This is a genomic window from Streptomyces sp. NPDC004134, assembly GCF_042874195.1.
Classification (GTDB): Bacteria; Actinomycetota; Actinomycetes; order Streptomycetales; family Streptomycetaceae; genus Streptomyces.
Genome location: NZ_JBIAMS010000008.1, coordinates 167,970 through 180,343, shown reverse-complemented (window position 1 = coordinate 180,343; position 12,374 = coordinate 167,970). Strand labels below are relative to the sequence as shown.

Genomic DNA, 12,374 nt, shown 5'->3' with positions numbered 1-12,374 from the left:
GGCAATCCCTTCGTCCAGCAACGGTTTCGGTCTAACCGCCGCCGAGGAGCCGTGTCAATCATGCGTCGATCACGCGACGTGCGTGTCTCGTCACCAATGTCACGGTTACGTCGGTTCCCCACCACATCTGCTCGACAACCCCTCGGCGAGGGTCGGCCGGGTTCCCCGGCGGGCACAGGGTCACTGATCACCAGGGGCACTGCCCCGGTGCCCCGCCGGGAGGTACAGAGATGACGGACAGTCTGTGGTCGTACAAGGAGATCGCGGCACACATCGGCGTGCAGACCGAGACCGTGCGGTCGTACCGGAAGCACGGGATGCTGCCGGCGCCCGACGTCGTCGAGCACGGCAAGCCCTACTGGTACCCGGACACGGTGCGGGCCTGGGTCGCCCAGCGCCCCAGCAGCCGCACCCGCCGCAACCGCCGGTGACGCCCCGCCCCGGGGGTCACCGCCCGCCGATAGGCGTGAGGTCGTCGGACTTGTCCGCCGGCCGCTCCTGCTCCCGCTCCTGACCGGTCGCCCGGGGGCCGCCCTCGCCGAATCCGCTGCGCTCGACGCGCTCGTGGAACCGGCGCAGCGGCCCGGGCGCCCACCACGTGGCGGCCCCGGTCAGCTTCAGCACCGCGGGTACCAGCAGCCCGCGCACCACCATCGCGTCCATCAGCACCGCGAGCGCGAGGCCGATGCCCAGCATCTTGGTGTTGGTGACCCGGGAGGTGCCTATCGCGAACATCACCACCGCGAGGATCACCGCGGCCGCGGTGATGAGCCCGCCGGTCCGCCGCAGCCCGAAGACCACTGCCCCGTCCCGGTCCCCGGTGCGGTCGTACTCCTCCTTGATGCGGGAGAGCAGGAAGACGCCGTAGTCCATGGACAGGCCGAAGGCAACGCAGAACATCAGCACCGGCAGCGTCGTCTCGATGTCACCGGTGGCGGTGAAGTTCAGCACCCCGGACAGATTGCCGTCCTGGAAGACCCACACGATGGCACCGAACATCGCGGTGAGGCTCAGCGCGTTGAGCACGACGGCCACGAACGGTATGAGCACGCTGCCCGTGAGCAGGAAGAGCAGGATCAGCGTGGCCAGCACGATCATGAGCGCGGCCCAGGGCAGGACGGACTGGATGGAGTCCTTGGCATCCACCAGGTCGGCTGCCGAGCCGGCCACCGACGCCTCGAAGGGCGGCCCGAGGTCCCGGATGTCGCGCACCAGGTCCTGACTGGACGCCTCCACCGCCTCGCCCTCGGCGGTCACGGTCAGATAGCCGGCGCCGGCGTTCATCGCAGAGCCGTCGACCCGCTCCACCCCTTCCAGCGCGGCGATCCGCTCCTGGTACGCGGCCAGGTCCGCGGCGGCCGGGTCGCCCTTGACGTAGATCTCGATCGTCCCGCCGGGGGTGCCCGGGAAACCGTCCCTGATGTGCTCCTGCACCACGTGGGACTCGGCCGACCCGGGAAGCTGCCGGTCGTCCGCCGTACCGAACTGCACCCCCAGGAACGGCAGTCCGAGCAGCATCAGCCCGCCCGTCGTGAGCACCGCGAAGACCGGCGCCCTGCGCATCACGACCTTCGCCAGCCGCGCCCAGCCGCGCCCGCTCTCGGCACCGCCGGGCACCTCACCGCCCCGCTTGGGCAGAATGCGCCAGGCGTTGACCCGCGGCCCGAGCAGCACCAGCGCGGCGGGCAGCACCGTCAGGGCCGCCACGGCGGCCAGCAGCACCACCGCTATCCCGGCGTACGCGAACGAGCGCAGGAAGTACTGCGGGAAGAGCAGCATCGCCGAGAGCGACACCGCGACCGTCAGCGCCGAGAACAGCACCGTCCGGCCCGCGGTCCGCAGCGTCGTGCCCACCGCGCCGAGCGGATCCGCGCCCGCCGCCAGCTCCTCCCGGTAGCGCCGGACGATGAACAGCGCGTAGTCGATGGCGAGTCCGAGGCCGAGGGCCGTGGTCAGGTTCTGCGCGAAGACCGACACGTCCGCGAACTCGGTGATGCCGCGCAGCACCGCGTTCGTCCCCAGGATGGCGATGATGCCCACGGCCAGCGGCAGCAGCGCGGCGACCGCGCTGCCGAAGACCACGATGAGCAGCAGGAGCGTCACCGGCAGGGCGATGATCTCGGCCCGCAGCAGGTCCTCCTGGATGGTGCCCTGCAACTCGTCGTAGATCGCAGCCTGGCCGCCGAGGCGCACCTCGACCGGGCCGTGCTCACCGCGGAAGTCCGGCGCCAGCTCGTCGAAGACCTCGCTGTTGCGCGTCTCGTCCCCGGTGATCCGCGCCGCGATCAGCGCCTCGCTGCCGTCCTCGGACCGCAGTCCGGCGGCCGCGGCCGCCGCCCCCTGCGCCTCCCCCGCGGCTTCCCCGCCCTCGGCCGGGCCGGCCTCCGCCTGCCCGGCTGCCTGGGCCGCAGCCCAGTACGACGTCACCCCTTCGACCGAATCCACCGCCGCCAGCCGCCCGGCCAGCCGCTCCGCCTCGGCGGCGACCGCGGGATCGTCCACCCCGTCCGGCCGGCCGCTGTCCACGAGCAGCAGCAGGTTCGGCCGGGCGCCGGGGAACTGCTCGTCCAGCGCGTCCGCGGCGTACGCCGACTCGGACGCGGGATCCTGCCACCCCCCTCCGCTCATGCGGTCCGCCACTCCGCTCCCGGCCACCACGGCCAGCGCCGTGAAGACCAGTGCGAGCAGCAGCGACAGCCTGGGCCGCGCCGTGACGATCCGCGTCCAGCGGCTCACGTCGGCCGTCCCCCCGTTCGTGCCCTCGGCCATCGGTCCCGCCCTCTCGTTGCACAGCGCAATAGAATGAGACACGAGCCGGAATACGAGTCCGCGCTCGCGTTTCCTCAGAATGCGAGCGGGCGCTCGTGTTTGTCAACTCCTACCCGGAGGCTGTGGATAGCCGTGTCGAATCCAGCACCGGCCGCCGGCGGGCACACCCCCGCCGACCGGCCGCCCCGCCGCCGGCAGGCGCGCGGCGAGCGGCGCGTACAGCAGTTGCTCGACGCCGCCGCGGCCGTGTTCGCCCGCAGCGGATACGCCGCCGCGTCGACGAACGCCATCGCCCGCGAGGCCGGCGTCTCCCCCGGCACGCTGTACCAGTTCTTCCCGAACAAGGAGGCGGTGGCCGTCGAGTTGGGCCGCCGCTACAACCACGAGCTCCACGAGACGAACAGCGAGGCGTTCACCGCCGCCAACGCCGCGCTCCCGCTCGACGCGCTTCTCGACGCCGCCCTCGACCCGGTGATCGACTTCTGCGCCGCCAACCCGGGCTTCGAGGTGCTGCTGCAGAGCACGGACGCCCCGGGCCTGGTCGCGGAGGAGCACGAGGCGGTGCACACGACGATCGTGGCCGCCGTCGAGGGCATGCTGACCCTGCGCGCCCCGGAGCTCTCGGGCACCGAGATAGCCCGCACCACCACCATGTCGTTCAGCATCTTCAAGGCGGGCCTGGAGCTGTTCATGAGCGCCAAGGACGCCGAACGGGAGCCCTACCGCAGGGAGATCAAGCGGGCCCTGTTCGGCTACCTCGCGCCGGTCGTCGGCACCGAAGCGATAGCCCCGCCGAACTGACCGCGGGATCCGCACGGAGGGAAAATACCCCTAGGGGGTATACTGTGAGTGCAGGGAGCAGGACACGGCTGCGCCCACCGTCGACAAGGGAGACTCCCATGAGCACTCAGACCTCCGTCACCACCGTCTACAAGGTCACCGGCATGACCTGCGGCCACTGCGAGGGCGCCGTGAGCGCGGAGATCTCCGGACTCGACGGCGTCTCCTCGGTCAAGGCCGCGGCCGCCACCGGCGAGGTGACCGTCACCTCCGCCGCCCCGCTCGACGAGGAGCAGGTGCGCGCCGCGGTCGACGAGGCCGGCTACGACCTCGTCGGCAAGTCCTGATCCGCACGGCCCACAGCGAACGCCGCCCCCGCACACGCGCCACGGGGGCGGCGTCGGCACGTGGAGCCGCCGGTTGCACGGCCCGGCGCGAGTGACTTAGATCACACGAATCGGGGGGTAACCATCGGCGCCATTCGCGTGTCTATTCGGGTGACGTCGACACCCGGCGGAGTCGACGTGCACGAGGCCGGGACGGCACGTGCGAGGAGCATTGAGCGGCCCCTCCCGCGGCGGCGTCCCGGCGGCATGAAGGCGCCCGGCCCCTACCGGGGCCGGGAGAGCGAAGCGCCCCGTCGACTGATCCGTGGGGGGATCGCAGACGGGGCGCCTTCGCGTTCTTGCGCGTCGTTACCGGCGTGCGGGTGCCGGCAGCTCAGCGCTCTTCGACCGGGACGAAGTCCCGCAGCACCTCACCGGTGTAGATCTGCCGGGGCCGGCCGATACGGGAGCCCGGCTCCTTGATCATCTCGTGCCACTGGGCGACCCAGCCCGGCAGCCGCCCGAGCGCGAAGAGCACCGTGAACATCTCGGTCGGGAAGCCCATCGCGCGGTAGATCAGGCCGGTGTAGAAGTCGACGTTCGGGTACAGCTTCCGCTCGACGAAGTAGTCGTCGGCGAGCGCGTGCTCCTCCAGCTTGAGGGCGATGTCCAGCAGTTCGTCGGACTTGCCCAGCGCGGAGAGGACATCGTGCGCCGCCGCCTTGATGATCTTCGCCCGGGGGTCGAAGTTCTTGTAGACGCGGTGCCCGAAGCCCATGAGCTTCACGCCGTCTTCCTTGTTCTTCACCTTGCGGATGAAGGTGTCGACGTCGCCGCCCGTGGCCTGGATGCCCTCCAGCATCTCCAGCACGCTCTGGTTGGCGCCGCCGTGCAGGGGCCCCCACAGCGCGCTGATGCCCGCCGAGATGGAGGCGAACAGGTTGGCCTGCGAGGAGCCGACCAGCCGCACGGTGGACGTCGAACAGTTCTGCTCGTGGTCGGCGTGCAGGATCAGCAGCTTGTCGAGCGCGCTGACCACGACCGGGTCAAGCTCGTACTCGGCGGCGGGCACCGAGAAGGTCATGCGCAGGAAGTTCTCGACGTAGCCGAGGTCGTTGCGCGGGTAGACCACCGGATGGCCGACGGACTTCTTGTACGCGTACGCCGCGATCGTCGGCAGCTTGGCGAGCAGCCGGATCGTCGACAGGTGCCGCTGCTGCTCGTCGAACGGGTTGTGGCTGTCCTGGTAGAAGGTCGACAGCGCGCTGACCACGGAGGACAGCATCGCCATCGGGTGTGCGTCCCGCGGGAAGCCGTCGTAGAAGCGCTTGACGTCCTCGTGCAGGAGGGTGTGGCGGGTGATCTCGCCCTTGAACACCGACAGCTCGTCGACGGTGGGCAGCTCACCGTTGATCAGCAGATAGGCGACTTCCAGGAACGTGCTGCGCTCGGCGAGCTGTTCGATGGGGTAGCCGCGGTAACGCAGAATCCCCTGCTCGCCGTCCAGATAGGTGATGGCCGACTTGTACGCCGCGGTGTTGCCGTAGCCGCTGTCCAGGGTCACCAGCCCGGTCTGGGAGCGCAGCTTTCCGATGTCGACGCCGGTGTCACCGACGGTGCTGTCGACGATCGGGAAGGTGTACTCGCCGTCGCCGTACCGAAGTACTGCAGATTTGTCGCTCACTCTGTCCTCACCCGACGTATCGTGCCTCTTCTTTGAGGTGTGCTTGAGGTGCCCTGACTACCCTCCAGCTTCCCCCATGCGGAGCTCTTCCGTGCACTCGGGGTCGGCTGCCGGATCAACATACGGCACTGCGTGCCACATACGGACCATCGTGCCCTGCCGGAGCGCGTTATGGGAGACCCACTCGCCCACGCAGCCGATGATCCAGCGCCGTACAACGCCGGCCTGCGGAGACGGTCCGCACCGCCTGGCCCAGGGCTTTACGGGAGCCGACCAGCACGACCAGCTTCTTGGCCCGGGTGACGGCCGTGTACAGCAGGTTCCGTTGGAGCATCATCCAGGCGCCGGTGGTGACGGGGATCACCACCGCCGGATACTCGCTGCCCTGCGAACGGTGGATCGTGACGGCGTACGCGTGCGTCAGCTCGTCCAGCTCGTCGAAGTCGTACGGCACCTCCTCGTCCTCGTCCGTGAGCACCGTCAGCCGCTGCTCGTCGGCGTCCAGGGCGGTGACGACGCCGACGGTGCCGTTGAAGACCCCGTTGCTGCCCTTCTCGTAGTTGTTCCGAATCTGCGTGACCTTGTCGCCGACGCGGAACGTACGGCCGCCGAAGCGCTTCTCGGCCAGCCCGGGCCGGCCGGGGGTGACGGCCTCCTGGAGCAGCCCGTTGAGCGTGCCGGCGCCCGCGGGGCCGCGGTGCATGGGTGCGAGGACCTGCACATCGCGGCGCGGATCGAGGCCGAACTTGGCCGGAATCCGACGTGCCGCCACGTCCACCGTGAGCCGGCCGGCGGCCTCCGTGTCGTCCTCGGCGAAGAGGAAGAAGTCGGCGAGGCCCTGGGTGAGGGGCTGCACCCCGGAGTTGATGCGGTGCGCGTTCGTCACTACGCCGGACTGCTTGGCCTGGCGGAAGATCCGGGTCAGCCGGACCGCGGGCACCGGGCCGCCGTCGGCCAGCAGATCGCGCAGCACCTCCCCGGCGCCGACGGACGGCAGTTGGTCGACGTCGCCGACGAGCAGCAGGTGCGCCCCCGGCGGCACGGCCTTCGCCAGCTTGTTCGCCAGCAGCAGGTCGAGCATCGAGGCTTCGTCGACGACGACCAGGTCGGCGTCGAGCGGGCGGTCCCTGTCGTACGCGGCGTCGCCGCCCGGCTTGAGCTCCAGCAGCCGGTGGACCGTCGACGCCTCGGCGCCGGTCAGCTCCGCCAGCCGCTTGGCCGCGCGGCCCGTGGGCGCCGCCATCACCACCTTCGCCCGCTTGGCCCGGGCCAGCTCCACGATCGAGCGGACCGTGAACGACTTGCCGCAGCCCGGGCCGCCGGTCAGCACCGCGACCTTCTCCGTCAGCGCGAGCCGGACCGCCTGCTCCTGCTCGGGCGCCAGCTCGGCGCCGGTGCGCCCGCCGAGCCAGCTCAGCGCCCGGTCCCAGTCGACGTCCTGGAAGGCGGGCATCCGGTCGCTCTCGGTGCGCAGCAGGCGCAGCAACTGGGCGGCCAGGGAGAGCTCCGCGCGATGGAACGGCACCAGATAGATCCCCTGCACGGCCTCCTCCCCGGCCGGCCCGGGCACCGTCTCCCGGATGACGCCCTCCTCCTTCACCAGCTCGTCCAGACAATCGATGACCAGGCCCGTGTCGACCTGGAGCAGCTTGACCGCCTCGGTGATGAGCTGCTGCTCGGGCAGGAAGCAGTTGCCCTGGTCGGAGGACTGCGACAGGGCGTACTGCAGGCCGGCCTTGACCCGGTCCGGGCTGTCGTGCGGAATGCCGACGGAGCGGGCGATCCGGTCGGCGGTGAGGAAGCCGATGCCCCAGACGTCGGCCGCCAGCCGGTACGGCTCGTTCTTCACCACGGAGATGGAGGCGTCCCCGTACGACTTGTAGATCCGCACGGCGATGGAGGTGGAGACGCCGACGCCCTGGAGGAAGAGCATGACCTCCTTGATGGCCTTCTGCTCCTCCCAGGCGGCGCCGATCAGCTTCGTCCGCTTCGGGCCGAGGCCGGGGACCTCGACGAGCCGGGCGGGATCCTGCTCGATGACGTCGAGGGTGCCGACGCCGAAGTGGTCGACGATGCGCTCGGCGATGCGGGGGCCGATGCCCTTGATCAGCCCGGAGCCGAGATAGCGGCGGATGCCCTGCACGGTGGCGGGGAGGACGGTGCGGTAATTCTCGACGGTGAACTGCTTGCCGTACTGCGGGTGGGAGCCCCAGCGGCCCTCCATGCGCAGCGACTCGCCGGGCTGGGCGCCGAGGAGGGCGCCGACGACCGTGAGCAGATCGCCGCCGCCGCGGCCGGTGTCGACGCGGGCGACCGTGTACCCGTTGTCCTCATTGGCGTACGTGATCCTCTCGAGGACCCCCTCCACCACCGCCAGTTGCGTCATGGGAACGACGCTATCGCCGGGCCCCGACATCGCGGGCCGGCCTGTGGACTACTCGCCGGTTGTGGAAAACCCATGACGGGCGCAGCGAGGGGGCCCGGCCTTTGCGGCCGGGCCCCCTCGCTTGTCCCCCTCCGTAGGCTCCCCCACCCCCCTGGTACTCCCCCCGGGAAGCCTGATGCCCTATACGACCCCGATCGACGGCGAAGGGTTGCACGGCTTCGGCACTTTATCGATCTGTAATCCGAGGTGCCGACATCGATGATCGGTCGTAACGTTTCCGACATGAGGGACAAACCAATACACAAAGCCGTCCTGGACGACCTCGGTACGGAGCAGATGCACCAGGTCGCCGACGAGCTGGGCACCGGCACCCGGGGCGCGAAGCGCGTCGTCGGCGAGACGGTCGCCGCCCTCACCCGCTCGCTCGCCGAGGAGGCCGCCTCCCCGCACGGGGCGCACGAGGTCGAGCAGGCGCTCGACGAGGCTCAGGGGGCGACGCCCGCGGGCGCGGCGGCGGCCGCCCGCCCGGCGAAGGGCCCGGCCGCACTGGCGAGCGCCGGGACGTTCGCCGGGAGTGCCCTCGGCGGCGGGATGCTGGCGACGATCGTCGGCAGGACGAGCATGCCGGTGGCCCGCGCGGTCTCGCAGCGCACGGGCATCCCCATGGCGCAGGTGTCCCGGGCGCTGAAGATCCTCACACCCGTCGCCATGGCCGCCGTCTCCCGGGCCGCGCAGAGCCGCAACGTCGGGGCGGACGGGCTGTCGGAGATGCTCAAGGAGGAGCAGCAGGCGGCCCGCAAGCCGGGCGGGGCGCTCGGCGCGCTGGCGCGGCTGTTCGGCGGCGGGCAGTCCTACGGCGGCGGACGCCACCGAGCCTGACGGCACGGCCGGACCGGTCCGTACCCGGCGAACTCACCGGGGCTCGCCACCGCGCGGCCCCACCGCCGCCACGGTTCAGCGGCACACCACCCGACGGCACACCGGCCGGCCGCTCAGCGCACGACCAGCCGGTCGTAGCGTTCGACGATCTCCGCCAGCACCTCCGCGCCGTCGCGCGCCCACAGCCCCGGGTTGAAGATCTCGACCTCGACGAAGCCGGTGTACCCCGCCTCGTCCACCCGCTCCCGGAACCAGCGCAGGTCGACGCTCCCCTCGCCCAGTTGGCCGCGCCCCAGCAGCACCCCTTCCGGCAGCGGCGTCACCCAGTCCGCCAGTTGGAAGGCCGCGATCCGGCCGGACTCCCCCGCGCGCGTGATCTGCGCCGCGACCGTGTCGTCCCACCACAGGTGGTACGTGTCCACCACCACGCCCACCCGGTCCGCCGGGAAGCGCTCGGCCAGGTCCAGCGACTGGGCCAGCGTGGAGACCACACACCGGTCGGCGGCGTACATCGGGTGCAGCGGCTCGATCGCCAGCCGCACGGCGCGTTCCGCCGCGTACGGCGCGAGGGCGCCCAGCGCATCCGCGATGCGCTCCCGTGCGCCGTGGAGATCACGGCTGCCCGCGGGCAGGCCGCCGGAGACGAGCACGAGCGTGTCCGTGCCCAGCGTGGCGGCCTCGTCGATGGCGCGGCGGTTGTCGTCGAGGGCGGCGGCCCGCTCCCCCGGGTCGCCGGTGGTGAAGAACCCGCCGCGGCACAGGCTCGTCACCGTCAGCCCGGCGTCGCGGAAGAGCTTGGCGGCGGCCTCCACCCCGAACTCCTGGACGGGCGCGCGCCAGAGCCCCACGCCGCGCACCCCGGCCGCGGCGCAGCCGTCCGCGAGTTCGGGGAGCGACCACTGCCTGATGGTCTCCTGGTTGAGGCTGAGGCGGGCCGGCCCGCCGGCCGGCTGTCCGGTGCTCACAGGGCGACTCCGTGGACGGCGAGGAAGGAGGTCATGCGCTGTGCCGCGAGCTGCGGGTCGGGGAACAGGCCGAGGGCGTCGGCCAGTTCGTACGCGCGCGCGAGGTGCGGCAGGGAGCGGGCCGACTGCTGCCCGCCGACCATCGTGAAGTGGCTCTGGTGGCCGCCGAGCCAGGCCAGGAACACGACGCCCGTCTTGTAGAAGCGCGTCGGCGCCTGGAAGAGGTGGCGGGCCAGCGGCACGGTCGGGTCCATGGCCTTGCGGAAGCCGGCCGCGTCACCGGTGTCGAGGGTCCGTACCGCCTCCGCCGCCAGCGGGGCGAGCGGGTCGAAGACACCGAGCAGAGCGTGGCTGAAGCCGTGCTCGTCGCCCTCGATCAGCTCCGGGTAGTGGAAGTCGTCACCCGTGTAGCAGCGCACCCCGCGCGGCAGCCTGCGGCGCAGGTCCACCTCGCGGGAGGCGTCGAGCAGGGAGACCTTGACACCGTCGACCTTGTCCGGGTGCTGGGCGATGACGTCGAGGAACGTGCCGGTGGCGGCGTCGAGATCGGAGCTGCCCCAGTACCCGGCGAGCGCCGGGTCGAACATGTCGCCCAGCCAGTGCAGGATCACCGGCTCGCGCGCCTGGCGCAGCAGCGTGCCGTACGTCTCCACGTAGTCCTCGGGTCCGCGGGCGCACGCCGCCAGCGCGCGGGAGGCCATGAGCACCGCCTGGGCGCCCGCGTCCTCGACGAGGGTGAGCTGCTCCTCGTACGCGGCGCGCACGCCGTCCAGGGTGGCGCCCTGGGGCGCGAGCTGGTCGGTGCCGGCACCGCAGGCGACGCGGCCGCCGTGGGCCCTGGCCTCGGCGGCGGAGCGGCGCATCAGCTCGGCGGCGCGGGGCCAGTCCAGGCCCATGCCGCGCTGCGCGGTGTCCATGGCCTCGGCGACGGCCAGACCGTGCGACCACAGATGGCGGCGAAAGGCGAGCGTGGCGTCCCAGTCGACCGCGGCGGGGCTGTCCGGGTCGCCGGGACCGGAGTCCGCGTACGGGTCGGCGACGACGTGTGCGGCAGCGAAGACCGTACGGGAGGTGGGGCGCGGGCCTCCGGTCGCGAGCGCCGGTGCGGGCTCCGCGCGCGGTTCGTAGACCTCCAGCACGCCCCCCGGCCTGGGCAGCCGGATGGTCGTCATCGGGCCAGCTCCGGCACCTCGACGCGCCGCCCCTCCGCGGCGGCCTTGAGGCCCAGCTCGGCGAGCTGCACCCCGCGCGCGCCCGCGAGCAGGTCCCAGTGGTACGGCTCGTCGAGCATCAGGTGCCGCAGGAACAGCTCCCACTGCGCGCGGAAGCCGTTGGGGAACCCGGCGGGCCCTGCGTTGTCCGGCACCTCCTGCCACTGGTCGCGGAAGGTCTCCGAGACCGGCAGGTCCGGGTTCCACACCGGCTTCGGCGTGGCCGCCCGGTGCTGTACGCGGCAGCCGCGCAGGCCCGCGACGGCGGAGCCCTCGGTGCCGTCGACCTGGAACTCGACCAGCTCGTCGCGGTGGACGCGGACCGTCCAGGAGGAGTTGATCTGCGCCACGACGGGGCCGCCGGGCGCGGCGAGTTCGAAGATGCCGTACGCCGCGTCGTCCGCGGTCGCCTCGTACGCCTCGCCGTGCTCGTCCCAGCGGCGGGGTACGTGCGTGGTGACGTGCGCCTGCACGCTGCGGACGGGGCCGAACAGCTCGTGCAGGATGTACTCCCAGTGCGGGAACATGTCCAGCACCATTCCGCCGCCGTCCTGCGCGCGGTAGTTCCAGGAGGGCCGCTGGGCGGGCTGCCAGTCACCCTCGAAGACCCAGTAGCCGAACTCGCCGCGGACCGACAGGATGCGGCCGAAGAAGCCGCCGTCGATGAGGCGCTTGAGCTTCAGCAGCCCCGGCAGGAACAGCTTGTCCTGCACCACGCCGTGCTTGATGCCCGCGCCCTGCGCCATCCGGGCGAGTTCGAGGGCGGCGGAGGCGGAGGTGGCGGTCGGCTTCTCCACATAGATGTGCTTGCCGGCCGCGACGGCCTTCTTCACCGCCTCCTCGCGGGCGGAGGTGACCTGGGCGTCGAAGTACAGCTCCACGGAGTCGTCCGCGAGGACGGCGTCCAGGTCGGTCGTGTACTCCGGCAGGTCGTGCCGGCGGGCGATGTCCTCCAGCGCGTGCTCCCTGCGACCCACCAGGACCGGCTCGGGCCACAGCACGTCGCCACCGCCGAGATCCAGCCCGCCTTCCTCGCGAATGGCAAGAATCGAACGGACGAGGTGCTGTCGATACCCCATCCGCCCGGTGACGCCGTTCATGGCGATACGCAGCGTCCTACGTGGCATCTGGTCTCCCATAGTAAGCGCTTTCTGCCCCGGGAGAAAGCTATCCCCGCCCGGCCTGCAGCGCAAGAGCCCGGCCGGGTACGTACAAAGGCGTGCACACTCCTGCCACCCTCGCGACGCGGGCGCCGCGACGTGCAAGACTTCCGCTCACAGTTCGGACCGGCGACCGGCGCCGGACGGGGCCCTGACGGGCCCCGGGGATTCCGGCCACCGGGCCGGGACGTCGTACCCAACGGGAGGCAGAGCG

Annotated in this window: 10 protein-coding genes; 4 read left to right on the top strand and 6 right to left on the bottom strand. The window is 71.6% G+C overall.

The window, feature by feature from the left end:
* Positions 1–230 precede the first annotated feature (230 nt).
* Positions 231–431, top strand: a complete 201-nt coding sequence (locus ACFYVJ_RS13820) for a helix-turn-helix transcriptional regulator (protein ID WP_388890293.1) — start codon at positions 231–233, stop codon at positions 429–431.
* A gap of 16 nt (positions 432–447) precedes the next feature.
* On the opposite strand, the gene ACFYVJ_RS13815 is transcribed toward ACFYVJ_RS13820, so the two are convergent.
* Positions 448–2,769, bottom strand: coding sequence for an MMPL family transporter (locus ACFYVJ_RS13815; protein ID WP_388890291.1), 2,322 nt, complete (start codon positions 2,767–2,769; stop codon positions 448–450).
* Between the two features lie 132 nt (positions 2,770–2,901).
* Here ACFYVJ_RS13815 and ACFYVJ_RS13810 point away from each other — a divergent pair, with 132 nt between their 5' ends.
* Together ACFYVJ_RS13810 and ACFYVJ_RS13805 are read left to right on the top strand one after the other, a co-directional pair.
* Positions 2,902–3,570, top strand: a complete 669-nt coding sequence (locus tag ACFYVJ_RS13810; RefSeq protein WP_388890288.1) for a TetR/AcrR family transcriptional regulator — start codon at positions 2,902–2,904, stop codon at positions 3,568–3,570.
* Between the two features lie 98 nt (positions 3,571–3,668).
* The gene (locus ACFYVJ_RS13805; protein WP_388890285.1) at positions 3,669–3,896 is read left to right on the top strand and encodes a heavy-metal-associated domain-containing protein; all 228 of its coding nucleotides are present in this window, start codon (positions 3,669–3,671) and stop codon (positions 3,894–3,896) included.
* Between the two features lie 373 nt (positions 3,897–4,269).
* Here ACFYVJ_RS13805 and ACFYVJ_RS13800 read toward each other — a convergent pair whose 3' ends face one another.
* Both ACFYVJ_RS13800 and ACFYVJ_RS13795 read right to left on the bottom strand, forming a co-directional pair.
* The gene (locus ACFYVJ_RS13800) at positions 4,270–5,559 is read right to left on the bottom strand and encodes a citrate synthase (RefSeq protein WP_388890282.1); all 1,290 of its coding nucleotides are present in this window, start codon (positions 5,557–5,559) and stop codon (positions 4,270–4,272) included.
* A gap of 169 nt (positions 5,560–5,728) precedes the next feature.
* Positions 5,729–7,945 carry an ATP-dependent RecD-like DNA helicase gene (locus tag ACFYVJ_RS13795; RefSeq protein ID WP_388890279.1) on the bottom strand — a complete coding sequence of 739 codons (2,217 nt, stop codon included), beginning with the start codon at positions 7,943–7,945 and terminating at the stop codon, positions 5,729–5,731.
* Positions 7,946–8,227: 282 nt separating this feature from the next.
* On the opposite strand from ACFYVJ_RS13795, the gene ACFYVJ_RS13790 reads away from it, so the two are divergent.
* Positions 8,228–8,824, top strand: coding sequence for a DUF937 domain-containing protein (locus ACFYVJ_RS13790; RefSeq protein ID WP_388890275.1), 597 nt, complete (start codon positions 8,228–8,230; stop codon positions 8,822–8,824).
* A gap of 113 nt (positions 8,825–8,937) precedes the next feature.
* On the opposite strand, the gene ACFYVJ_RS13785 is transcribed toward ACFYVJ_RS13790, so the two are convergent.
* The 3 genes from ACFYVJ_RS13785 to ACFYVJ_RS13775 are packed head-to-tail and all read right to left on the bottom strand — an operon-like array spanning position 8,938 to position 12,127.
* Positions 8,938–9,789, bottom strand: a complete 852-nt coding sequence (locus ACFYVJ_RS13785; protein ID WP_388890272.1) for a sugar phosphate isomerase/epimerase family protein — start codon at positions 9,787–9,789, stop codon at positions 8,938–8,940.
* Positions 9,786–10,961, bottom strand: coding sequence for a dihydrodipicolinate synthase family protein (locus tag ACFYVJ_RS13780; RefSeq protein ID WP_388890270.1), 1,176 nt, complete (start codon positions 10,959–10,961; stop codon positions 9,786–9,788). The genes ACFYVJ_RS13785 and ACFYVJ_RS13780 overlap by 4 nt, the downstream gene beginning before the upstream one ends.
* Positions 10,958–12,127 carry a Gfo/Idh/MocA family protein gene (locus ACFYVJ_RS13775; protein ID WP_388890268.1) on the bottom strand — a complete coding sequence of 390 codons (1,170 nt, stop codon included), beginning with the start codon at positions 12,125–12,127 and terminating at the stop codon, positions 10,958–10,960. The genes ACFYVJ_RS13780 and ACFYVJ_RS13775 overlap by 4 nt, the downstream gene beginning before the upstream one ends.
* Between the last annotated feature and the right edge of the window lie 247 nt (positions 12,128–12,374).

Bases quoted from the DNA above. Each gene is read 5' to 3' on its own strand.
- ACFYVJ_RS13790 (WP_388890275.1), top strand. From the start codon at position 8,228: ATGAGGGACAAACCAATACACAAAGCCGTCCTGGACGACCTCGGTACG.
- ACFYVJ_RS13775 (WP_388890268.1), bottom strand. From the start codon at position 12,127: ATGCCACGTAGGACGCTGCGTATCGCCATGAACGGCGTCACCGGGCGG.
- ACFYVJ_RS13795 (WP_388890279.1), bottom strand. From the start codon at position 7,945: ATGACGCAACTGGCGGTGGTGGAGGGGGTCCTCGAGAGGATCACGTAC.
- ACFYVJ_RS13805 (WP_388890285.1), top strand. From the start codon at position 3,669: ATGAGCACTCAGACCTCCGTCACCACCGTCTACAAGGTCACCGGCATG.
- ACFYVJ_RS13820 (WP_388890293.1), top strand. From the start codon at position 231: ATGACGGACAGTCTGTGGTCGTACAAGGAGATCGCGGCACACATCGGC.
- ACFYVJ_RS13815 (WP_388890291.1), bottom strand. From the start codon at position 2,769: ATGGCCGAGGGCACGAACGGGGGGACGGCCGACGTGAGCCGCTGGACG.
- ACFYVJ_RS13780 (WP_388890270.1), bottom strand. From the start codon at position 10,961: ATGACGACCATCCGGCTGCCCAGGCCGGGGGGCGTGCTGGAGGTCTAC.